The following is a 24,432-nucleotide window of genomic DNA, read 5'->3' on the forward strand; positions in this document are numbered from 1 at the left end:
TCGAGAATATACGACTAAAAATGAAAATTTAGTCACTTTTAATATTCGGAAATTAAAATAATGGAGATATAAAAAAACCAGAAAGCTCAACTAGGAGCTTTCTGGTTTAAGAGAGACAGCGCGATTGATTATGCGTTTTTACGAGCGCGGTATAACCAACCCAAACCTAACAACAAGACAGATAAAGGACCTGGCTCTGGGACCGTAATAGGTGCCACACTTAATTCAACAAAATCGAATGCTGTGTAGGGCTCATTAGGCGCATCAAAGTTCACTTCGAGATAACCGGACCAACCATTGTTAATGGCATCCCAGGTAAACACATCGGCAAAACTTAACTGTACAAAGGCTGCTTGAATCAATCCATCATCAGGGCCATTGTTCTGTAAGTTAACCGGTAAGGTATCGGCTGTATTGTTGGCATAAATCAGATCGATTTCTGCAGGAAAAACATCATAGTCACCAAAGACCATATTGAAGAAGATATCCGTACCAGCAACAATGTCACCCGCACTCACAAAGAAATCAAAAACAAAGCCAGGCTGATTAGGTAAGCTATTGGAGTTACCGCTCGGGAAAGTACCGCCAGAACCCCAGGTACTGGTGTTGGCGTCATAAACATTATTGTTGTTGCTAGAGTTATCGTAGCTGGTGGATAAAGCAATATCAGTAAACTCGACACCTTGCGTGCCATTGTCGCTAAAACCAATACCGTTTACTGATTCATTAAGACGATTATCAAAATCGTCACCACTACCTGTAGCAACCACACCACCGCCATTCAAACTGGGCAATACATCGCCCGGCCCTAATTGACCATCATTGTTACGATCAATTAATCCGCCATCACCGGTTAAAGCAGCGAAGTTAGCATCTGCATTAAACCCAAAGCCATCCTGATCGCCAATTCGAACATACTCAAAAGGAACAGCAAATGCCGGAGCAGTCATTGCTCCTGTTAAACCTAACGCGATTAATGTTTTTTTATTCATCTTCCACTTCCTGTATCGGTTTATTATCTGCTTTTAGTAGAGCATACTTTGTGCCAACTATAATTATTCCTTAAAAACAAACACTTAGAATCATCTCAAAATGGAACTGTTAAGCATTTCGACAAAAGGAATTTTTCCACGAGATAATCAAGATGCCTTTACTTAGGACAGTAACGCTGTATTTTGTCAGTCACTCGCTGCTTATCCAACATGCCACCTAGCAGATAAAAGCAATCGTCAACCGCAAGCAACCCGCGATGATCCATAGAAGCTGTTTTGAGTGAAGGCAGCACCTGCCATTTTTGTTGCTTTAGATCCCAGGCAAAAACGCGACTGTCAGCAGAAGCAGGACGACCATCGTAGCCAATACCGTTGTAGTTATAAGGGTTTGCACTGCCACCAGCAAAGATAATGCGTTGTCCCTTCTCATCTCCTGTTGCGGCCATTCTGTAACCCGCCGCCCCAGGATGTTTTGGCAATACTTGCCACTTAATTTTGGCAGGGTTCTTTGGGTCTATCGTTCCTAAAAACGAAACGGGTGACATCTTATAAATGCGTTTACCTTTAGAGCGATCAGCGACTTTGACACCATCAACCACTACCATTTGATTGCCAAGGATACCAGCCGCATGCCCAAAGACGGCAGGGCCAGGAAAAGGCGAAACCTGTGTCCATGTCATGGAATGAGTATCCAACATTTGAACATGACTGATGTTGCCATCATGATGCCAACCAGACACCAGATAAATGTATCGATCTTGATAAACCAGAGCAACACTGTCATCCACCGGAAACGGCATCTCTGTCACTTGTTGATAGCTCGATTGGATAGGATCAAAACGAAATACTTCGGGTGTCGATACTTCGCTACCATCCTTTGCAACAGTATAACCTCCCATCAAATAAATTTGATTGGCCACCGTTACAGCAATACTGGCTAATCGACCGCCAGGGCCCGGAACGGGCTTAAGTGTCTGGCCTTGTGGCGTACCCAATTGCCAAAATGAAGCATGAGACGTTGCATCACTCCAACGCTTACCTTCAGCCAAACCGTTAAAGGAATAGAGTCGCCATTGACCATTAACTTTCGCCGCAGCGACAGCATTATTAGTAATGGGTTTAGGTAATACGCCAGGCTCTGAGGCAAGAAGATTGATACTGACTATCAGAAGAAAAATAAACCGAAGTAACATAACATGAGATCTTATTCGTTTTTTATCCAGCATAACCAAGCCATCAAGATCTCTCAACGCCCAGATAAAAATCACAGGCATAAAAAAGGCGGCCTCCAGCCGCCCTAGCATTCTCGCTATCTTCCGTTTTGGTCCCTGCCGTGTTGGTTCCGCCCTGGTTTCCCTGATGTTCGCGTTCCTGTCGAACCCTCCGTGATATACACTTCCTGTGTACGGGATTAATAATAGACCGATGGGGTTAAATCACAAGGGACCAAATATCCCAAAAGGAGTTTCGCAAGCAAGATTCGAGCGCCAATATCATGAATAAATTAAGTTACTTAGCGTCTGTTTCTAGATTCTGTCGAGGTGCAGCATTACAGCGTTTTGCAACCATATCGCTACTGTCTTTAAGAGAATGCTGACACAGAGAAAATACAATGACTGACGTCAGCGACCTTACCATTCAAGCCACTTAGGCATCATAATCAATGCCGACCCGATAAATCACCGAATCATGATATCCGGTAATCACTTTTTTCAGGCCCGACAAGGCATCATCTAACTCAGCAACACCACTATCAACAATCAAGGGCTTGCCCTCTAGTGCCTGAACTTTCTGTTTTGTGGCGATAACATGAAAGTGTTCCCAACCAATTTTCTGAATGACTTCGGGTGAAAACTGTTGGTTGCCTCGGCCAATAATATGCCCTTGCCCACCGATGATCGTGATGACTGCTTCCACGGTTTCCTGTTCGCACAAGTTAGAAAGATAAATGGCATCAACATCCGATGCGATCAGTTGATTATCCTTAACCACATCAATGCCTAATAGAGTGTTTTCGAGACCCAGCTCTTCCATCAGTGCCGCACAGGTGGAGCCAGAGCCAATGGCATAACAAATATCTGGCTCCATATTTTCGATCACATCCGCAGCGATGTCCTGGAGTACCAGTTCTTCAACTTCTACCCCCCCCTGCTTGGTTGCCTGAACATATTTCAACGCATCAGGAATGATCATGCTGCCAAAGTTACGCGCCTTAACACGACCTTCGCGAAAGGCAGCTTCGTCGATATCCATCACCGATGCCTCGCGCAATGATAACAGCTCGCCTTCGATAAGCTGATTAATCACCATCCCGGCCGCCTTGGGGGTAACCGCATAAACGCCACTGTGGATCTTGCAACCAGCAGGAATACCCAATACAGGAATGTCGGTATCCAATGTCGATAAAATATCTCGTGCCGTACCGTCACCACCGGCAAACAAGATCACATCAACGCCCTGTTGCTCAAAACATCGAATCAAATCTTGTGTGTCTTCAGCCTGGCTAGGTTGAGCATATTCAGCCACCACAACAGGCGTCATACCTGCAGCGACCACACTGTCTTCACCCATTGCACCCGATGCTGTCAAAATCTGTAGCTTGTTACGATGGGTTGCCTCAATCATAGCCAGCGCCGCCTGACTACGCGTTGGCGCCAAGGGTTGAGCGCCCTTTTCTAAAGCCAGTGCTCGAATGTCTTCGCCATCGCTGCCTTTTAAGGCAACACTGCCTCCGATCCCGGCAAATGGATTCACCACCAATCCCAATTTAAACATGCAACTGCCTCTATACTGCCAACTCTTCCATCATGGGGAACTTGTCTTGATGATCCCTGCCCAGATTTCGAAAGTTCACTCATTCATCAAATGCACAAATAGCGCTCTTTAGGTGTTGCTATTGTACATTAACCCTGCACAGGATTCTTTGCTAATCGAGAGCGGATAAAAACAATCTTGAGTAGTAACGATACTCTTGAACAAGGTGACCATAGCAGTAAAAAGTATGAGTTAATCAATAACAAACAATGCCTGCGTTTTTCTGCTCACCTAGAAACTAGAGAACGCTTTATCGGCGACACAACAGCAGATTGGAACTATGACATCAATTTGCATGGTATGTGTATTGAGCCTAAAAACTTTACACTGGTTCCCTAATTAATACAGCTCCGTAAAACTCATAGACTCTCCCTGTGCCAGAGACATGGTGCAGGGAGTTTTTAACTTTATGTAACTGACTAAAATACAATCAGCATCAAGATTGGTTGCTCTAAAAACCCATTCAACAACAGCTTTCCATATAATAAGACAATCCTTGAATGGCCTTCTTAGCTGTAGGGGGTGGATTGGTCAGCATTTCGTTATAAGCAGTCTCGATCCCCTGCAAAAAACTGTCTGAAGGTGGCCGCCCAGAAAAATCATCAATGCTCGGAGAAAAATCAATGCCAATAATGTCGCACATGGCTTTTTCGAGTCCCTGAGGTCTTGCTTCAACCTTCTCGAATTGCTCTTGCTGTTCTTGTGTTCTGCCACAGGGAACATACCAAAACCCAAAATCATCCTGAGCCCTTCGCTGCTCCCCAGCCAAACAATAATGAGACATTTCGTGCAGTAAGCTTCGCGGATAGTTGCTTCTAAAATAGAGTGTCGCTTTGGCGTTTTCTTTGGGCGCACTATAAAAAGGCTCATCCGCCCCGCCTTGTATCAATAAGTGAGGAAACACCTCAGCAAAAGCGCTGACTAAATGTCGACACAACTCATCATCACTCTCTTTACTCAACATCGGTACAGCCCTAATCAGCGAAAATACATCAAGTTGGCGGAAAGATAACAGAAACCACTCTGAACATGAATATCTTTACCTGACGACGGAAGTTTAAACAACGAGAGAGCAGATCTGATGCATCCATTCTGAGCTACCGCTCTCTCATCGATGAAAGGTAACCTGAGCATTTATTAAACAAACCGAAGCACTCCCCTCTTACTCACAACAAACATTCGTCCCAGCCATAAATGCTGCCACAATGTAATCAAACTCATCACAAAATGGCATAATTTAAGCACCAAAATTGTGCCTCAAACTACCACTAATGAACAATATTCAATCAGCTGTATAAGCGTTGCAAAACAAGCACTTAATAAAGTATTGTCAAGCAAAAAAATTTATTTTGAAAATCTCCAAGAGTTTCAATCATCTAGCGGTTTTTGCCGTGCAGAATAATCAATATCTGCTTTACAGTTTAGCCATCCAACTATATATTGTGCCGAGATTCTCGGATGGCCCCACCATATAGTTATGTATCGCTCATGGAGTTATATGTAGGTTATCCACAGCTTGTTCTCAAACTAATAAACAACCCTTCATATTTTTGGATGGACGCAGGACATGACCGCACTACAAAAACAAATAGAAGCCTCTAATTTTGATATTGAATTACAAACCGCTTCCGTCGATATCTGGAATACCAAATACCGTCTAAAAGCCAAAGATGGCAGTCCAGTAGACGCTGATATTGATGGCACCTACCAGCGGGTAGCACAAGCTTTGGCTAGCGTTGAAGCCAAAGATAAACAAGAAGAATTTTTTGAGCAGTTTTTGTGGGCGCTACGTCATGGTGTGATCCCAGCAGGACGAATTATGTCGAATGCGGGCGCACAACAGCACAAACCAGCCACCTCAACCATCAACTGTACCGTATCGGGCACTATTCTTGATTCGATGGACGACATTCTGGCCAAAGTACATGAAGCCGGACTGACCCTAAAAGCCGGTTGTGGTATTGGTTACGAATTCTCAACTTTACGTCCTAAAAACGCTTATGTTTCTGGTGCCGGCGCTTATACTTCTGGCCCTCTATCCTTTATGGATATCTACGACAAAATGTGTTTTACCGTCTCTTCGGCAGGTGGTCGTCGCGGTGCACAGATGGCAACCTTTGATGTAGGTCATCCCGATGTGATGGACTTCATTAAAGCAAAGCGTGAAGACGGTCGCTTGCGTCAATTTAACTTATCTCTGTTGATCACTGATGAGTTTATGGAAGCGGTTAAAAACAACGCCGAGTGGAAGCTTGCCTTCCCATTGAGCGAAAAAGAAGCCAAAGCCGACGGCGTTAACGTTAAAGATTCAGAACAAGTAGTTTGGCGTGACTGGCCTGTTTCTAAAGGCTACATCACTGACAAAGAAGGTCGTGTTGCCTGTCGCGTTCATAAAACAGTAAAAGCGAATAATTTGTGGAACCTGATCATGTCGTCCACTTATGATTTTGCTGAGCCTGGCTTTATCCTCATCGACAAAGTAAATGAAATGAACAACAACTGGTTCTGCGAAAACATTCGTGCAACCAACCCTTGTGGTGAGCAACCTCTTCCTCCTTATGGTTCTTGCCTGTTAGGTTCTGTCAACCTAACCAAGTTTGTGAAAAATCCTTTCACCGACAAAGCTAAATTTGATTGGGACAAGTACCGTAAAGCCGTTAGCATCTTCACTCGTATGCTTGACAACGTGGTCGAAATTAACGGTCTGCCTCTAGGTGGTCAGCGCGACGAAATCATGAGCAAGCGTCGCCACGGTATGGGTTATCTCGGCTTAGGCTCAACAGTGACTATGTTGGGTATGAAGTACGGCTCAAAAGAGTCTGTTGCTTTCACCGAAGAAGTCACCAAAGAGTTAGCGCTAGAAGGCTGGCGTACCGCTTTGGATCTGGCCAAAGAAAAAGGCCCTGCTCCTATCATGGAACAAGACTTCGAAGTGACTGGTGAGATGCTACGTAAGCGTCCAGAAATGAAAAAAGACGGTTACAAAATTGGTCAAAAAGTAAAAGGTAAAGTCCTTCACGCCAAATACAGTCGCTATATGCAACAAGTTGGCGAAGTAGAGCCAGAATTAGCCGAAGCACTGGCCGAAGTAGGCGCGCGTTTTACGCACCACTCTTCTATCGCACCAACAGGAACCATTTCTTTGTCATTAGCGAACAATGCCAGTAATGGTATTGAGCCAAGCTTCGCACATCACTACTCACGTAACGTGATCCGCGAAGGCAAAAAGTCGAAAGAGAAAATCGACGTATTCTCTTATGAGTTGTTGGCTTACCGCACATTGATCAACGATAAAGCCATGCCTTTCTCAGAGAATGCCGACGAGCAACTGCCTGAGTACTTCATCACTTCTGATGACATTACACCAACGCAGCACGTTGACATTCAAGCGGCGTCACAAAAGTGGATTGATTCATCCATTTCTAAGACAGCGAATGTTCCGACTGATTTCCCTTACGACGATTTTAAATCGATTTATCGTTACGCTTACGAGCAAGGGCTTAAAGGTTGCACCACTTTCCGCTTTAATCCAGAGGTCTTCCAGGGCGTACTGGTTAAAGAACAGGATCTGGAAAACACCACTTATCAGTTTGAGCTAGAAGATGGCACCAAGCTGGAAGTCAAAGGTAACGAAGAAATTGAGTATGATGGTGAAACTCATACCGCGGCAAATCTGTTTGATGCTTTAAAAGAAGGTTACTACGGCAAACTTTAAGCAACAGCGACAGATTTATTACTTAAAGAGTATTTCGCAGTGAGGTTTAAGGCCCCATAAAGATAACAGCAAAAGGTGTGGTATTAATGGCACGCCTTTTTGCAAAAAAGCGGTTACAATGGCCTTATTGCAGCGACACAAGACGAACATAGGAAATAACCATGGCACACAAAATCGATAAAACGATTGTTGGCTATAGTGTAAAAACCAAAGACCAACCTGAGGTTGAAGCAGCACCCCAAGAAAAACCTACGGCAGAAATTGTGCAAATGCACGAGAGTGTTGAACGCCCAGAAATGCTGTTAGGTTCGACTTATAAGATTAAAACACCGCTGTCAGAACATGCTTTGTATGTGACCATCAACGACATGGTGTTAAATCAGGGAACCGAACATGAAATGCGCCGCCCTTTCGAGATTTTTATTAACTCGAAAAACATGGATCACTTCCAGTGGGTTGTCGCTCTAACTCGAGTTGTGTCAGCCGTCTTCCGTAAAGGTGGCGACTGTACCTTCTTAGCTGAAGAGCTAAAAGCCGTTTTTGATCCTAAAGGTGGCTACTTCAAACGTGGTGGTCGCTTTATGCCATCCTTGGTAGCAGAAATCGGCGAAGCCATTGAGTCACACCTCAAGATGATCGGTTTATTAAAAGACGACGAGCTAGATGAGCATCAAAAAGCTCTGATCGCTGAGAAACGCGCTCAATACGAAGCCAAACAAAGCGGTGAGACCGAAGCCAAATCAGAATTCCCTGATGGTGCTCAACTGTGCAACAAGTGTATGACCAACGCTGTCATCATGATGGACGGTTGCATGACTTGCTTGAACTGCGGCGATTCTAAGTGTGGTTAATCCACTCACTCGCAACGTTCGATAAAAAGGCGACTTTCAAGTCGCCTTTTTTATTTTTCTCGTAAAACACTCAACTTATTCAACGGGGTTCGAAACCCTACCTCCCCGCCATAACGGTTACTTTTTACCTACCTAAACCGACACAATAGACTCTCTTCTTGCAACTATGTTAGAATTACCTTGGTTTATGTAGAGTAATAATATGGAAATTTACTCGTTACCAAGTAGTTAAACGATTTTAATTTTAGGAAAGAGCGACAGCACTTTAAGGCTTCTCCCCTTCTTTTATGCAAGAAAGCTGTCGACTAATCATTAGATTCTCTCAGGAGTTATTATGTTAAAAAAAGTAGCACTTTTATTTGGCTTGGCGTTTTCTATTCATTCTTCTTACGCCAGCTCGAACTATCAACAAATTTTCGATGCCCATGACCAGATTAGAGGCGATTGGCATTCTAATTCCAGTAATAAAGAAGACGCTCTAGCGTGGGGTGAAAGCTACGTCATGATGTCTTACATGACCATGTATCGTGCCTCGGGCGAAAGAAGGTATCTAGACAAGCTTATTCGACACGCCGAAAATGTATTTGCCCAACGAGATGACAATGCTATTCCCCAGGTTTCAGGATTGGACGGTGTTGTTCGGCCAACCTGGGCAAGTACAAGACCCGTAACGAATAATAAAGCCTACTCCTGGGTTGGACATAGCGGCATGATTCTTTACCCAATACTGGACTTTGCTCAGCTGGTAAAAAATACGCCTTCCTTAGGTGACTATATTTATCAAGCTGATGGCCGCAGTTTTCAAACCATCGCCGCGCATTTTGTCACTGAAGCTCAAAAAACCATAACCGCCCATGAGTTTCAATGGGATAACGCCATTGGCAACTACCGCATCATGACACATCCCCAGCATACTTTGAGTGGACAATCAGTCCCTTTTAATATGTCTGCGGCTATGGGTCGAGTCCTATTAATGATGTACAAATACACCAATGACACCTTCTATTTAAATCGAGTGAACCAACTCTTAGCACATTTTAAGGAACACCTGACTTATGATGCTTCAGATCAATCATACATATGGTACTACGGAGCAGACGACGCTAATATAGAAAATTCAGACCATGCATTTGTTGAAATTGATTTCGCGCGACTTTGTTTCGAAAATAACCTCGCTGTTACACAAGACGATATGAACCGATTTGCTTCAACATTTACCAATCGTATATATAAAAAACAACCAGGTAAGTTCTATAGATTTCTTGACCGGACAGGTGACATCGAAAATGCCACAGCTGTGGGCCGTTATTTATCGCTGTCGACCTTCGATCCTGACATTTACCATGTCATTGAGGATGTCTTACTAGAGCACAGTTTAAGTACACCGGGCTCTTTCGACTTTGGCTGGATAATACTTTCTATCGCAGAGTTGTTTCAACATCAAAACAAGTTACACCCTGTAGCTACAGACAGAAGTTCAGGTTCTGCGTCAGACTACTCCGCGATTACTACGGGTGATTTTGATGGGAATGGCATCGATGAGTTTATTACCTCCAGAAACTTTGATGGACGGCTTTTCTTACGTGCATACAACAACAGTCAAGTATCAACGCTCGGCAGTTATAAAGATAATGCCATCGTTCATTGGTCAGGCTTAGCGGCAGGCGATTTCATTGGTAATGGCCGAGAACAATTGGTAGCTGTAAACAACGATAATGGCAACATCTATCTATTTGAAGTTAACAACAACCAATTGCTTCAAATAGCGACCCTTGAGCAAGATGCCAATTCTCAATGGGCAGGCGTTGCGGCAGGAAACTTCAAAGGTAACGGAAAAGCTCAGTTTGTTGGTTTTAAAAACTCAGATGGCAACGCCTATATGTATGAGTATGCTAATAACCAAATTACCTTAATAGCGACCCTGGAAAACGGCAACGCTTCAAGCTGGGCGGGCGTCGCTGCGGGTGACTTTAAGAACGTAGGAAAAGACCAGTTTATTGCACTGCGTAACTTTGATGGTAAAGGTTATCTCTACGAGCTGGATAATGGTGCTATTACCTACGTAGCAACGTTAGAAGCAGGCTCGGCATCCAACTGGACTGGTGTGGCCGCAGGAAACTTTGACAATGACTCGGAAATAGAAATTGTAGCCCATCGTTCCTTTGACAATGACTTACTTTTCTACAGCTATCAAGACGGCCAGCTAGTCTCGGAAGGAAAAGAATATTTTCCTGGCCCACTAAACTTGAAAAACCTGACTTTAGGAAAACTCAGTTCGGCCTCTCAAAACGGCGATAATCTGCTCTTCATCAGAAAGACAGATGCCCATCTATTCATGTATCAACCAACAATCAAATAGTTCTTTACTAAGGCTTATCAGGCAAGAGAACACCTCGCCTGATAAGCGACTCAATCACCGATATTAAGTTAGTTCAAGCGACGAATAAAACCATCAGTGCTATACTCCATTAAACACCTTCTCAATTCACCCAACTTCGTTTTTCTAGCACAGGAAAGCAATTATGCATTGGGAATTTCAAAATTACACTTTGTTTGATAACGAGCTCCCTGTTGATATCAAACACACTTATAAACTACTTCAAACCACCTACTGGAAGGCAAACCGCTCTATTGATGTGGTTAAGTCCATGGTCGATAACTCCTATTGTTTCACCCTGTTTTTTGGCAACAAGCAAGTAGGTTTCGCTCGGTTTGTTTCTGACAAGACCACTTTTTCCTGGCTTGCTGATTTTGTTATTGCCGAAGATCACAGAGGCCAAGGGGTTGGAAAGTGGATGTTGGAAACCATGCTGGCTCATCCTCAGTTTTCTCATACCCAGTTTGCTCTACAAACCGCTGATGCACACTCACTGTATCAGTCTTTTGGGTTCGAGACGAAAAGCAGTTTAATGAGCACTGTCGTCGCTTATTTATAACCCCCTAGAAGCAGCAGTTATATATAGCCCGTCAATAAGGGACGACTGATTAATAGGCGGTATTGCCAATGCATCCAATGCTTATGAATTAAAAACCAACAAATCCTCCAGAAAATGCTCAAAGTGTAATCAGATTCAATATCCCAACAAGTTTCAGCCTTTTAGATGGCTGCAATTTCTTTTTCTAAACCCGTCAGGTTCGTTATACTGTCTGAGCCTGAATTAAGGCGTTAGATAATTAAAAACATTTATTTTATAAAGGGAAAATACCTATGTCTGAACCAAGAGATTATCTTGAAATGTCATTTCGCTCCATTGAGTGCTTTACTAATGACGGAAAGCTTTGTGCTAATGAATTAGCTGAGATTCTTGCCATTGCAGAGCGTGACGGCGAGATCGACCAGAATGAAATTCGCGTGTTAAGAAATATTATTTCACGAGTTAAGCCAGAAGAAGTCGATGATGCGATGAAAAAACAACTGGAAATTGTTTTTGAGAAGATCAACAAAGAATAAGGGAAGCCAACTCCCTATACTTTCATTATCGAAAAAGATAGACCTGCTCTTCAGATCCACAGCAGGTCTAAGCAAGCCAATCAGGGAATCAGCATGCGATTTTTTCAAATAGAAATACTAGGTGATTTAAAAAATATCAAACAACTACCCACAATTGAAAGAGCACCTTCGGGTCTTAAGCTTAAATGTTGGCACTTAACCGAAGGATTGCCCGTTAAAAACCTATACGAGAAAGTTTATTCTGGCAATCTCAAAGTTTATTTAGAAAACATGCCTCAAGAAAAAGGCATGACCGATTTTATTTCTAACACAGCCTGTTTGTTAGTAGTATCATCTCGCTGCAAAGAGCTATTCGATAGTCATTTATCAGAACAAGAAGTCGAAATATTACCGCTGGATATCTACTCCTCAGACGAGCAAATCGTCAGCTCAGATTACTGGATGGTGCATTCCCTCGCTACCTTTGATGCCTTAGATACCGCTCGATCCGAAGTTATTTATGACGAGTGTGAACCCTATGATCCTATTGGTGTCGATGGCGACTATGTTTTTTCTGAGGATAAAGTCAGTGCCGCCCCTGCTCTGTTTCGTATTCCAGAGTATCCCAGTGACTTTTTTATTCGAGAAGATCTGGCACGGGCCCTTCATTCATTAGAGCCAAGCAATCTGTTTTTAACAGAAATACAAGTGGCTTAAGCCTAAACAAATCTTTATTGTACTCCCAAGCCAATAGAATAAGCTTGGGAGCTAATATCAAGATATGTCTATCTAAGTGCGAGAATTAACTGGAGTACAGGTAATTCCTCCACTTCCATTTCTGACACATCTTACAGGAACGCCACCACCAATTGTTCCACCGTTTACAATAATTGGAATTCCAGCACGAGCAGCCGCTGCAAGAAAGTCACTCAGTGATCGAGAGCTTGCCATCGAGCCACCAAAGTTATTGCTGCCAGAAAACTCTAATGTATTTCCATCTGCATCTCGAGATTGAACAGGAACAAGTTGATAATACATATCATTATTTGAATCAATAGATTGAAACTTAAATTTTGCAGTACTTCCATCAGCAAACTCAAAAGTTAAAGTAATTGCAGGGTGACCAAATAATCCTGTCGCTAAATTAATAACACTTGTAAGAGCCGAATACACAGAGTGACTCGACTGAAACCAGTCTCCAACCCGTTGGCGAGCAGCAGGGTCTCCGACCATATCCCATGCACTGGAAGCAACATGCTCAGGAACAACATCGATCGCATTTTTTAGTACTTCAAAATACTCCAGCGCATTAACGTAATCAGTATACTTATCAAAAATTGGAGCTGGAGTTTGTATTGGAGCTACAAAGGTCATAATCGAAGGTCCAATATCACGTTCATTAATAACCATATAAGAGTGCAATGTTTTTCTGCCGTGATCAAATACATGCACTAACATTGAGTTCACATGTCTAGGAACGGCCTGCTTAGCCAGATAGTTATGAGAGCTAACACTACAGAAGTTACAAGTAATCACTTTATCCGCAGCAAAAACATTACTCGAAATAAACCCGACAATAAAAACAAATATATAAAATAGTTTTTTCATTTTTAGTTATCCTATTCATTAATTTCAAAACAGTCTTTATTAGAGATCGAGATGGAAGCTATCACGAAATAAAATTTTTTTCTAGAAAACAAAAAATATTTTTTGAAAACAATTTTCATTTTAACTAAAGCACCAATCCATTTAAAAACAAATTCACCCAGCACTTCCAACCAACTCCATCTTTCATAACAACCCGACACAACCAATTTAGCTATCTAACAACAAAACAACTCAAGAAAAAACACAGGCAGACCTAAAAAAAGAGGAGAATAAACAACAAAACGATACCTATCCGAACATACACAACACTTAAGAGGCAATCAAAAAAAATTAATAAAACCAGTAAAAAACTTTCGACAGGAACAACCGCCTTTATGCAGACACCCCTTACCTCTACAAAAATTATTTTAAAAGTAATTTTATTTGTGAGTTCCGCTTTAGTTACCAACCGATAAAACCAAACCAAAATTTATTGCCATTTAATTACAAAACAATATTCCCTAACGTAACAAATAGGCTACCACCTTCCAAACAGGGGATAACAATTGACAAAACATTACTTATTCGAACATACGCAAACCATTAACCAGCAATCAAAACCATTCAGCGAATGAGTCAACACGATCTCCCGGCAAGGCATAACTTCCTTTTAAAAATAAAGGTTCTTATCACTCGAAGAAATTAATTTAGTAAATGGAATTTATTTATGAGTTGTGCTGTCGCCATCATCCGATGATGGTCAAAGATACTTTTCTGTCATCAAATAACGAAACAACATTCTTAGGCGCAACGATTCCAGCTGCACCTTCCAAATAAGGGAGAATAATTGACAAAACGTTACTTATTCGAACATACACAACGTCTTATTCGGTAATTAAAACCACTCAACAAGTGAGTTAACATACTCCTCCGGTAAGATATGATTTCCTTTAAACACAATATGCTTCTTGTCTTTCGAAGGAATTCTTTTAAACAAAAGTACATTTTCTTCATGTGTTGCATTTTCATCATCATCTGATGTAACCAACCAGACTTTATTGTCATCTAACAACGAAACAACGTTCTTAGGCGCAACGGATGCGGTAGTATCTTCCAGATAGGGGGGAACAATTGACAAAACATTACTTATTCGAACATCCACTGCTGCTAGAAGCAGGCTCATTTGTCCTCCCATGCTATAACCGGCAACATGAGTATTAGAAATATCCAGCTCCTTCTGCTGCTCTATCCAATCGAGCAGTACTCGATAATCCAGAACAGTATCCCGAATCATACGAACATAATCATCCTTGTCACCCAGAAACGTCAGATCAATCATAATGGAGCGCAAACTTCGATCTGCCTTTTTTCGCGATCCATGATATCGAGCATCAATAGCAATAACCACATAGCCCTTGTTTCTTGCAATTTGGGTAATCTTATTAACTTGGGTAACTGTAGGTCTGCCTTTTAATGAATCCACCCACCAACGAGGATAACTGCGCCCCATTGCGTGCATACCCAGCAATACAGGATAACGGTCCTTTTTCACTTCGGGGTAGTGGATTTGCCCTTTTACTTTCGCCCCATCAAAACTCCTGTAATGGAATTCATAGAGGTTTTCCTCCAGCTTATTAAGCTCGAAATTCAGGTTTTGAGAGGCAGAATATTGGTATCTATCCAATATTTCTTGAGTCGATAAAGGCTCACTATCCAATGTAAAAAATACGTAATAAATGGCACTTAGTGCGAAGAGTACGCCAAGGGTTGCTTGAAAAACCTTAGCCGTCACTAATTTTTTGAGTTTCATTAAATCTTCCTCGTTAGGCAATATCAGTATCCTAACAAGGAGAGGTTCAAATCCAGGTGAAATTGTGGTGACTAAACACTACTCTCAATAATTAGCGCCTCATCCAAGGGAAGCATAAGGTGTATCGGGAAGAGAGGGATAAGCGAGTCATCAAAGTGGTTTAACGATTGCGGAACTATCGAACTGACGGAGTATTTATTGAGCAAAATAGCAGGAGTTACTTTGATAAGGCGCGTTAAGGCAATGGTTAACAGAGTAATGGAGATAGCCGCAATGGCCATGGCAGTGAGAGGTAATGAAGCATTAGGAATGCAATGAAAACAAGACATAACATAAGGTGCATCATGCGCGCCTGCAAACGTCATAACCAACAAAAATAATCCAACAATCGTCAATAAACCCGTTATCTTCATTCTATTTTCCTTATATTTACCTCTCAGTTTAACATAGCCATAGCCCGATAAATAACTTAAATTTGATAAACACCAAGCGCATTATTTAAGCGCTCAACTAATGCATCGCGCAAAATCTGCGGAAACACCACCTCGGCTTTATCTCCCAGCTTGACGATATCCATAATGAGCTCATCAGGTTGCCTAATATTAAATGGCAACTTTAAGGTATAGAAACCGTCGTCAGAAAAATGCCCCTGTTGCTTCGAGTGCCATACTTCTTCAGAAATACGCTGCGCAATACCTGGCTTAAACTTAATGATGGCAGTATCAATTTCACTGCCCGCAAAAATGCCATAGCTCTGCTTAAAATGATTTTCCATATCATCTTCATTCACAACTTTAAAAGGATTACTGGATAATTGAATATTCGAGACGCATTCCACAGCAAAGGTTCTATAATGCTCCCTTTTGTGACACCAAGCATACAAAAACCAGTTGTTTCGATAGTTGATCAATTTTTGCGGAGAAATCTCTCGCTGGGTCACAATGCCCTCATCACGGGTGACATAAGTAATACCTATACGAGTCATATTTAAAATCGCATGAGTAATCGATTGAAATTGATGCCCTTCAACGTCTCGTATACCCACCCCTAGAAAATGAACTTTATTACTTAGTGATGCTGGCTCGATGGTACTCTGCCTTAACAGTTGCGCTACCCGTTGTTGGATGGGGTACACTTCTTCTTTCAATACACCAACACCAAGATTGGTCAACAACTGCTGTACAAGAAGCAAGGCATTCAATTCTTTTTCATTAAACCAAACGCCAGGTAACTCAAATCCCTCTTCCGCATTTTCTACATAATAGTAACCCCCTCGATTTCTATCGTATTCTATCGGAGCGCCAAGAAAGTCGATCATGTGGCGCTTGACTCTATTAAAGGTAGCGCGAGAGCACTCCAACTCACACAATATATCCTTTGTAGATATAACTGTTTTTCGTCCCTTGAGCACTCGATGTAAATCATAAACTCGATCAAACCCATCCATAAAAAACACACTCTTTTTTGTTCACTGTCTCAGGATATGATACAGCGACCTGCGACAATATTTGGCGTCGCAGAAATGCGTCTTTTTAGAGTGCTAAACATCAGCACATAAAGGAGCTACTGGTTCCTACTTACTCTATTTTCAAACTAAGGAAGACAATTTATGAATAAAATTTTGTCCATCATTGGCCTGTTGTCCATTGCTACCACAGTACAGGCCTCTTCGCTCACGACTAGCGCCACATTTCAAGAAGGACTCCCACTCCATCTAGAAACCAACATTGCCCACAACGCAACGGTAGATTTTGGAGCTAGCTTCGAATCCATCGACCGAATTTGCTTTACGGCTCATTTTACGGGCGACTTAGCCGATCCCAACGAAGGATTTATGATGGGTCCATTTGGCAGCGCAAGCTATGGCTGGACCAATATAAACTCAACGCCGATTGCTTCACGTACCACCTGTATCACACCAGCACATACGGGTGCTTCCGACTTTCTGGATGGCGCTCAAACTTTTGGTGTTAAGATGTACAAGGGCCAGGCAACCCTCTCGTCCCTGGATGTCACGATCACAGGAACCATCAATCAACCCGACTTACTTGAAGTCGATATCGTCAAGGATGATCCTAACTATTCAGTCCCTGCAGAAGGAGGAAAACTCAAGTATGATGCGCTGATTCGTAATTTAGATTATGACCTCAGCTACAAAAACTTCAATCAGTGGTCGTCTTTAACTTTGCCCACAGGCGAAGCTTATCCTGTCCACAAGTCTCGACAGCTAGAGCTCAGCTCAGGTGAAGAAAAATCTTACACCCGTCCTTACATCAACATACCTACCTGGTTCCCAGCTGGAGAATACACTTTTACTTGGTATGTAGCTGATCCATTAAACGACAATAAGCTAATTACCCAAGACAGCTTTACCTTCAACAAACTGCCAGAATAGAGCTTCATTGAATACCTATAGTATCTTTACAACTCAACATTAAGATACTTTGCTTCGCCGCGCGCAGGAGTCTGAGAGTCAGACTCCTGCGCCTTCGTTTATAAAAAGACGGCTCTTATTCGCGCATTTCATAATACTTGAGCTAAACTTACTTATAAATCAGGTTCTTATGTGATATTCGGACTCAAATTTTGCGCCTAGACACCCACATACTCGCTCAACTGACGATTACCTGCTTACTCATTTTTCTGGCTTTGTCGTCAGGTTCTGTTGTCGCAGACGATGACAGAGACTTATTCAATCTCGAACTCAGCGAGTTAATGAACCTCGAAATAACCGTATCTTCAAACAAAGAAAAAACCATAAGAAAGCAACCCAGTATTGTCAGTGTCATGACAAAGGAACAAATACAACAAAGTAGTGCTCGAAACTTGTTGGATATTTTAAAGCACTTTCCGGGCTTCTGGGTGGGAGTGGATGCCCAAGGTGTATTTTCACTCAGTTTTCGGGGTGTTTGGGGCATTGATGGAAAGATCCTGCTCATCATTGATGGCATTGAGCAAAATGATCTCGCCTTTGGCACAATCATTTTAAATAATCGATACTCAGCTCAATCCATTGAGCGGGTAGAAGTCATTAGAGGTCCAGGTTCTGTTTTATATGGTGGAGATGCCGAACTGGCCGTTATTAATGTCACCACTTACGACGCGTCACAAAACGGCGGAGCAATATTTGTCAGCAGTGATTTTACTTCCGGTAACACTCATAACAAGAACTTAACCTTTATGGTCGGCAATCAGCTCGATAATGGTATTGGTTATTCTCTTTCTGGCTTTTGGGGTGCAGGTGACTATAGCAATAAAGATTATGTTGGCATTGCGGGCAATTCTTTTTCCTTAAAAAACAACTCTAATGTCACTCCTATGAACTTAAATTTCTCACTGTCTTACGACACCTTCGACTTTAGAGTTTTTTATGATGATTATGAGTATGAAGATCGCATTGGTATTGGCGGCATAGGATTATTTTCTAACGACTTTTTTAATCCTTCTAACGACTTTACGGAGTTTACCCGAAACGGTGAGGTCATTTTTAAATCTTTAGGTGTGAGTCTCAAACACCAAGAGTCTTTAACCAATAACTTCAATATTAAAACCCACATAAGTTACATCAAGCAAGAACCTTGGGGGTCATTTTATCCCGATAGAGGACCTCATCGAACAGAAGAAAAAGTCAGCCGACGTCGACTGGAGGTGATTGGCTTATACGACTTAAACCCTACTTCCAACATACTGTTTGGATTGAGTCACTACAAAGATAAGATGACACTGCTTGACAGTTACTTTCTGGACCCCACCACTTTTTTCAACGGTTCGCCTTCAGACTCCGTCAGTGACAATGCACTCTTTGTACAATACGAATCAAGCTTAGACTGGGCAGATATTACGCTAGGAGCTCGATACGAAAACAATGGCTTCGTCGGCAGCAGTGTCGTTCCAAGACTATCAATCACTAAAGCCAATGAAGATCATCATATTAAATTCGTTTACAGTGAAGCCTTTAAAATTCCTAAATTTGGAACTCTGGCGACGGCAGAATTGGTAGGCACACCGATTGCGGGTGCCGAAGAATTAAGTTCCATTGAGTTTGAGTATGGAACCTACCTGAGCGACGATATTTATATTCAAGGCAATATTTTTCATCTAGATATCGAAGATTATATCGCCTATGAACCCAACTTATTTGCCAACATAACTGCTGGACAAGTCAAAACACTAGGAGCAGAACTCCTCCTGAAAGTTGAAAATTCATGGGGAATCACCGATATCAACTATTCTTATTTCGAATTAAACAGTCAGGCTTTAAACGGCTTTGCGGTTGTTGGCAAGCCACAAAAAGTGCTAGGTATCCCCAATCACATGCTTAAGTTTTCTTCAACTATAAACTTAAGCCATAACAATCTTATTAATATCACCGGTGCTTTTATTGGGCATCGATATGCCTGCATTGAAGATACCGTGAATTTTGTATGTGGCGAGCCAGAAAAACTAAGCGTCGAATCCAACATCAATATTTTTTATCAGCATCAAATAGAGAATGTTAATGTCGGTATTGGTATCGCTAATATTTTTGATACCGATGTCTATTATGTCCAACCCTACCGTGGTGGCCAAGCACCAACGCCAGGTTTAGAAAGACGTCTGATGCTTGATTTGTCTTATAAGTTTTAAGGGACTTAAATTTTAAAAGAATTTGAGAATTAAGAGGTTTATCACCTAGTTAGCTTTAAAAAAGCCTACCAATCGCGTCATATCTTTCGCCTGATCGGCTAACGAGTTTGACCCCACAGAGGTTTCTTGAACCAGCTCTGCGTTTTTCTGTGTCATCCCATCCATTTCTCGAATGGCCTGATCTATTTGATTAATACCAGAACTTTGCGCACTAGCCGCCTCGTTGACTTGCTCAATCAAACGGGATACGGTCTCAACCGATGCAACAATCTCATCTAAGGTCGCTCCGGATTCGTTGACCAATAATGAACCTGCATCCACTTTCTGAACACTGTTAGTGATCAGCTCCTTTATTTGTTTTGCTGCTTCAGCAGAACGCTGAGACAAAGAGCGCACCTCACCCGCAACCACAGCAAAACCACGCCCCTGCTCCCCTGCTCGTGCAGCTTCTACTGACGCATTAAGCGCTAATAAGTTAGTTTGGAACGATATGTCATTAATCACTCCAATGATGTTGTTAATCTTCTTGCTGGCGACCAAAATATCATCCATTGCGGTAATCGCCTGCTTTACAACACTGCCTCCCGATTGTGCCTTATTTTTAGCTTCACTCGCAGCTTCACAAGCCGCAATCGCATTTTGCTCACTAACACTGACAATGGATGTCAGCTGTTCCATGTTGGCGGCCGTTTTTTCTAAAGCGCTGGCCTGGCTTTCTGTTCGAGTACTGAGTGCATTGTTGCCATCGGATATTTGAATAGACGTTTGACTCACCTCCATCGAGGTTGCACTTATGTTACCGAGTGTCTCACGAAGCTTTATAAGTGTATTATTAACATCCTCAGCAATTAGTTTGAGTTCACCATGATAGTCTTTTGACACCGAGATCATTAAGTCACCACGAGACATGGCTTTAAACACATCCCCCATCTCTCTAACAAACTGAGACGTTGTATCAAACATTTCATTTAAGCCAGTACTTAACTGAGCAAAGAAACCTTCTTCGTTACGCCGTGTAATTCGCTTCGACAAATCTCCCATTCTTGCTGCATTCACAATAGAATCAACTTCTGATTGAATGGCCAGTTCTTCGGTGCGGTCCACAACCTCAACAACAGCACCCACTTGTTGGCCTTCATCGGTAAGCACGGGATTTAAAGTAAGATCAATGTGCCGCTCTCCTATATGAGCTCGATTGCAACGCTGATTATTTGATGGATGCAATAAGGACTCTGAACTGTCTACAAAAGGATCAAACAGTGTTAGCGACTGGCCAAGAGTATCTGAACCAAGATGTTCAGATACCTTAGCTAAAGTTTCCAGTACCGATTGATTGGTATAAACAATACGATTGTTTTCGTCCGCAACGATCACACTGGCACTGACGTTATCTAATGCCTGCTTTACACGAAGATTGGTTGCAGCCTCACGCTGTTCCAACTCCATTCTTACCAACTCTTCGGTTAAGTCATTCCACTCGACAATGACTCCAATTCTTTCGCCATCAGCACCTAATACCACATTGGTAACAATATCGAAGGTGCTTTCACCATAGTGAGTACGAAGCTTTCTAGGTTGATCAACCGTGGGAGTTAATAACTCCTGACCTTTCGCATCATTAAACAACACATCAATTTTTGTACTTTCCACTTCATCGACACTAAAAGACTCTAATGCACTTTCAAAACTACTTCGATGAGTCTTAAAGATCTTTCGCACAGACTCGTTCATATAGATAATGTTGTGTTCATTGTCTGCCAACATCAGGCTGGTGTTCGCTACTTTAAGTGCGCTCATCAAGCTCGATGTTTCTTTGGCACTTTTTTCAAACTTTGCGATCAATTCATTTTGCATTCGATCCAACGAACGCATCAAGAGCCCAATTTCATCTTCACGCTCGGTTTCGCTCACTTCAGAGGTTTCGCCCGTCGAGACTTTATTGGCCACATCCACAGCCACATTTAGTCCTTTGGCTAACCCGCTAGTTGCTCGCCATACCAAAAGCACGGTGATAAGAAGGCCGACACCAGCTATCGCGGCCATTAGACCACCGAGAGTTTCCAAACGCGTCACAATGGCCTCTTCATTAGACTTAATCACCCCATCAAGCCGTTTTTGTTCGAGATCGACAATTTTTAATGCTAATGCTTCAAATTCTTTTTGCAGGGGTGATAACTTTGCCTGCTCCTGCATTGCCAAGTCATCATTGTTTTTTCTGCCTGCTCGAATCACTCCCAGCGATAAAGGTCGAAGCTGAGCCTGCAGTGTCACTAACTGCTTAACTTCTTTGGAGTCGAGTACCTTAGCTAATTTGCTGATGGCCTCTTCTAACTTTGAAGAAGCGCCAATAGTCGCAACCGCTCCCAACTTAATTTCTCGAGGTTGATCCGCTGCAATTAAGTTAGCACGAGCGGCTGCCATGGTCACAATAGAGAGCTTCGCCTCATTCGCCAACGTCAAACGAACCTTATTAATGGTAATTGCCGACTTTACTTTGCCGTTCTCGAGGTAGATTTCTCGTCCACCCCAGGCAGCAAGAATGCAGATACCACTAACCAACACTAATAGCAGAGCAATAAACCTCGCTCTTAGCTGCCGAATAACCGAGCGTTTGGGTTTATTATTGACGCTTTTCATGAGGCTTGAGCGTGTCCTTTCTCAAAATATTGATGTAACGAATAATGGAGTCAACTTGTTGCTCAGTGAGTTCACTCCCCCAGGGTGGCATTTGAGGAGAACGCCCTATGGCTTCCCCTCCTCTTTTGATGATTATTTTTAAGTAAGCATCAGGCATTAACGAGGCAGCCAGGTTGGCTGGTGGTGGCTTTTTGATAATTTTAGCCATACGTCCATCACCACGACCTCGTTCACCATGGCACTGAACACAATAGCGTTTATAAGCATTCTTACCCGCCGCATCAGAAACACTTTGTTTGTTGGTTAAATCTTTTTGATAACTGTAGGCTTTTGTTGACTCTTCAACGAGCAGTTTTACGTATTTCGCTAAAGCATTAATTTGCTCAACTGTCAGCTCTTCATCCCAGGGCGGCATTTTGTCATCGATTTTTGATAATTTGGCTCCCAGAGCAATGTTCTTTTTAATATCTTCCAAAGAATCACCGTGACGCAATTTATGAAGATTTGTGTTGGGATAATTTTTTACCGAGGTGGGCAACAAGCCGAGACCAAATCCTTGCTTACCGTGACATAAGACACAACGTTCTTGATAAATAAGCGCAGCATTACGATACATAGCGTCTTGAGTTAATTGCTCAGAAGCAGCAGAAACCATACCGGCCATTAGCGCAGTCCAAACCAACGCCCAGTTACGCATTCTCAATACGCTATACTGCAGCCAGCCGCTCAGGTTTAAAACCAATAAAAGCGAGCATTCATACGCAAACCTAAGCAAGGATAAAACTCCTTAGTCTATCAGCAGATAGCAAAAATTAGGGCAAGTGATAGAATGCGGTGGGGAATTTATTGACGGATACTGCATTGATTCTCCTCAATAGGCATTGGTTATTTTTCATTTGCCAGCCAGAGATAGCCGCTTAAAAAGGACGGCGATTTCTTCTTATCTAAAGCGTAGATAGTCCCCCTAAAAATGCCAACTTTATTTAAACAATCCAATAAGTAAGCGCAGAAAATACAACCCAGACTGTTGGTTTTCTCATCTATACTTATAACCATCATAAATCCACTGGTTTCGAGTCATTCAAGCGAGCATGAAGTCACAACCGATAACTCCTGAGCACATGATTAATACTCGTCGAGAGTTTATTCGCAAAGCCGTACAAGCGGGCTTGCTAAGCTGCCTGCCATTGGCTTCGGTATCCGCGGCTTCCAAGTTAAAGATAACGGACGAAGCAAAAGCAACGCGTTATAACAATTACTACGAATTCTCGACCAACAAAAAGTTCGTTCATATAATCGCAAAAGACTTTAAGCCTGAGCCTTGGACCCTGAGCATCGAGGGTCTGGTCGACAATCCTCTATCCATTTCGTTAGCCTCTCTTCCTCAGGCGGCAACTCATATTTTGAGATTTCGATGCATCGAAGGTTGGTCGATGATCGTTCCCTGGCAAGGTTTTGAGCTCGCAAAGTTACTGGAGTTAGCTAAGCCCACCAGTGCTGCAAAGTACGTAAGATTTGAGTCCATCAAGCGTCCATCAGAGATGATCGGCCAACGACGAAACACCCTGCCCTGGCCTTATTCTGAAGGGCTACGCCTCGATGAAGCCATGCACCCTCTGACCTTGATCGCTAATGGTATGTACGGCAAACCCTTACCTAACCAAAACGGTGCTCCCTTGCGCTTGATCGTTCCCTGGAAGTACGGTTTTAAAAGCATTAAGGCCATCGCCAAAATCGAACTGGTCGCAGAACAACCCCAAACCACCTGGAATAGCGTTGCCCCTGCAGAATACGGTTTTTATGCTAACGTTAACCCAGAGGTTCCTCATCCTCGCTGGAGTCAACGGCGAGAAGTCCCTCTGGGTGAATTAAAAAAAGTTCGTACACTGCCTTTTAATGGTTACGAAGATCAGGTTGCTCATTTGTACAAAGGCATGGATTTATCTAAGCACTTCTAACAGGAAGCCCCA

21 protein-coding genes are annotated in these 24,432 nt (G+C 42.6%); 10 read left to right on the forward strand and 11 right to left on the reverse strand.

The annotated features are described in order from the left end of the window. Positions 1 to 128: 128 nt before the first annotated feature. The 4 genes from NH399_RS04930 to NH399_RS04940 all read right to left on the reverse strand — a co-directional run bounded on the left by NH399_RS04930 (position 129) and on the right by NH399_RS04940 (position 3,767). A complete protein-coding gene (locus tag NH399_RS04930) occupies positions 129 to 992 on the reverse strand; it encodes a hypothetical protein (RefSeq protein WP_253037364.1) in 864 nt (287 codons plus the stop codon). Between the two features lie 158 nt (positions 993 to 1,150). After that, positions 1,151 to 2,296: a hypothetical protein gene (locus tag NH399_RS04935; RefSeq protein WP_253037366.1), complete on the reverse strand. Its 1,146-nt coding sequence runs from the start codon at positions 2,294 to 2,296 to the stop codon at positions 1,151 to 1,153. 205 nt (positions 2,297 to 2,501) lie between these two features. Then, on the reverse strand, positions 2,502 to 2,630 hold the full coding sequence (locus tag NH399_RS25390; RefSeq protein WP_256489289.1) for a hypothetical protein: 129 nt from the start codon (positions 2,628 to 2,630) through the stop codon (positions 2,502 to 2,504). 9 nt (positions 2,631 to 2,639) lie between these two features. Then, positions 2,640 to 3,767 (reverse strand): ATP-NAD kinase family protein, encoded by a 1,128-nt coding sequence (locus NH399_RS04940; protein ID WP_253037367.1) that lies wholly within the window; start codon positions 3,765 to 3,767, stop codon positions 2,640 to 2,642. A 177-nt stretch (positions 3,768 to 3,944) separates the two neighbouring features. On the opposite strand from NH399_RS04940, the gene NH399_RS04945 reads away from it, so the two are divergent. Next, on the forward strand, positions 3,945 to 4,145 hold the full coding sequence (locus NH399_RS04945; protein ID WP_253037369.1) for a hypothetical protein: 201 nt from the start codon (positions 3,945 to 3,947) through the stop codon (positions 4,143 to 4,145). A gap of 124 nt (positions 4,146 to 4,269) precedes the next feature. On the opposite strand, the gene NH399_RS04950 is transcribed toward NH399_RS04945, so the two are convergent. Next, positions 4,270 to 4,770 (reverse strand): elongation factor P hydroxylase, encoded by a 501-nt coding sequence (locus NH399_RS04950; RefSeq protein ID WP_253037371.1) that lies wholly within the window; start codon positions 4,768 to 4,770, stop codon positions 4,270 to 4,272. 603 nt (positions 4,771 to 5,373) lie between these two features. Between NH399_RS04950 and NH399_RS04955 the strand changes: the two genes are divergently transcribed. From NH399_RS04955 to NH399_RS04980, 6 genes are all read left to right on the forward strand, one after another. After that, positions 5,374 to 7,521, forward strand: a complete 2,148-nt coding sequence (locus NH399_RS04955) for an adenosylcobalamin-dependent ribonucleoside-diphosphate reductase (RefSeq protein ID WP_253037383.1) — start codon at positions 5,374 to 5,376, stop codon at positions 7,519 to 7,521. 161 nt (positions 7,522 to 7,682) lie between these two features. Then, on the forward strand, positions 7,683 to 8,372 hold the full coding sequence (locus NH399_RS04960; RefSeq protein WP_253037385.1) for an NrdJb: 690 nt from the start codon (positions 7,683 to 7,685) through the stop codon (positions 8,370 to 8,372). Positions 8,373 to 8,706: 334 nt separating this feature from the next. Further along, positions 8,707 to 10,731 carry a hypothetical protein gene (locus tag NH399_RS04965; RefSeq protein WP_253037387.1) on the forward strand — a complete coding sequence of 675 codons (2,025 nt, stop codon included), beginning with the start codon at positions 8,707 to 8,709 and terminating at the stop codon, positions 10,729 to 10,731. A 163-nt stretch (positions 10,732 to 10,894) separates the two neighbouring features. Beyond that, on the forward strand, positions 10,895 to 11,308 hold the full coding sequence (locus tag NH399_RS04970) for a GNAT family N-acetyltransferase (RefSeq protein WP_253037389.1): 414 nt from the start codon (positions 10,895 to 10,897) through the stop codon (positions 11,306 to 11,308). A gap of 272 nt (positions 11,309 to 11,580) precedes the next feature. Then, on the forward strand, positions 11,581 to 11,823 hold the full coding sequence (locus tag NH399_RS04975; RefSeq protein WP_253037392.1) for a hypothetical protein: 243 nt from the start codon (positions 11,581 to 11,583) through the stop codon (positions 11,821 to 11,823). A gap of 93 nt (positions 11,824 to 11,916) precedes the next feature. Beyond that, a complete protein-coding gene (locus tag NH399_RS04980; RefSeq protein ID WP_253037394.1) occupies positions 11,917 to 12,519 on the forward strand; it encodes an imm11 family protein in 603 nt (200 codons plus the stop codon). A 72-nt stretch (positions 12,520 to 12,591) separates the two neighbouring features. Here NH399_RS04980 and NH399_RS04985 read toward each other — a convergent pair whose 3' ends face one another. The 4 genes from NH399_RS04985 to NH399_RS05000 all read right to left on the reverse strand — a co-directional run bounded on the left by NH399_RS04985 (position 12,592) and on the right by NH399_RS05000 (position 16,646). Next, on the reverse strand, positions 12,592 to 13,410 hold the full coding sequence (locus tag NH399_RS04985; protein WP_253037396.1) for a hypothetical protein: 819 nt from the start codon (positions 13,408 to 13,410) through the stop codon (positions 12,592 to 12,594). Between the two features lie 874 nt (positions 13,411 to 14,284). Then, complete coding sequence (locus NH399_RS04990) at positions 14,285 to 15,199, reverse strand: alpha/beta fold hydrolase (protein ID WP_253037398.1); 915 nt, start codon at positions 15,197 to 15,199, stop codon at positions 14,285 to 14,287. A 71-nt stretch (positions 15,200 to 15,270) separates the two neighbouring features. Then, positions 15,271 to 15,612 (reverse strand): hypothetical protein, encoded by a 342-nt coding sequence (locus NH399_RS04995; protein ID WP_253037400.1) that lies wholly within the window; start codon positions 15,610 to 15,612, stop codon positions 15,271 to 15,273. Between the two features lie 56 nt (positions 15,613 to 15,668). Beyond that, entirely contained in the window at positions 15,669 to 16,646 is a 978-nt protein-coding gene (locus NH399_RS05000) for a YafY family protein (RefSeq protein WP_253037413.1), read from the reverse strand. 162 nt (positions 16,647 to 16,808) lie between these two features. On the opposite strand from NH399_RS05000, the gene NH399_RS05005 reads away from it, so the two are divergent. Next, positions 16,809 to 17,594 (forward strand): hypothetical protein, encoded by a 786-nt coding sequence (locus tag NH399_RS05005; RefSeq protein ID WP_253037415.1) that lies wholly within the window; start codon positions 16,809 to 16,811, stop codon positions 17,592 to 17,594. A 191-nt stretch (positions 17,595 to 17,785) separates the two neighbouring features. Next, entirely contained in the window at positions 17,786 to 19,825 is a 2,040-nt protein-coding gene (locus NH399_RS05010; RefSeq protein WP_253037426.1) for a TonB-dependent siderophore receptor, read from the forward strand. Between the two features lie 45 nt (positions 19,826 to 19,870). Here NH399_RS05010 and NH399_RS05015 read toward each other — a convergent pair whose 3' ends face one another. Next, positions 19,871 to 22,462 (reverse strand): methyl-accepting chemotaxis protein, encoded by a 2,592-nt coding sequence (locus tag NH399_RS05015; protein WP_253037436.1) that lies wholly within the window; start codon positions 22,460 to 22,462, stop codon positions 19,871 to 19,873. Continuing rightward, positions 22,446 to 23,159, reverse strand: a complete 714-nt coding sequence (locus NH399_RS05020; protein ID WP_253037438.1) for a c-type cytochrome — start codon at positions 23,157 to 23,159, stop codon at positions 22,446 to 22,448. Before NH399_RS05020 ends, NH399_RS05015 begins: the two co-directional genes overlap by 17 nt. Before the next feature lie 394 nt (positions 23,160 to 23,553). Between NH399_RS05020 and msrP the strand changes: the two genes are divergently transcribed. Next, the gene (msrP, locus tag NH399_RS05025) at positions 23,554 to 24,420 is read left to right on the forward strand and encodes a protein-methionine-sulfoxide reductase catalytic subunit MsrP (RefSeq protein ID WP_253037453.1); all 867 of its coding nucleotides are present in this window, start codon (positions 23,554 to 23,556) and stop codon (positions 24,418 to 24,420) included. Positions 24,421 to 24,432: the final 12 nt, after the last annotated feature.

The sequence above is a fragment of the Pleionea sp. CnH1-48 genome, from assembly GCF_024124665.1.
Taxonomy (GTDB): domain Bacteria; phylum Pseudomonadota; class Gammaproteobacteria; order Enterobacterales; family Kangiellaceae; genus JAMXSB01.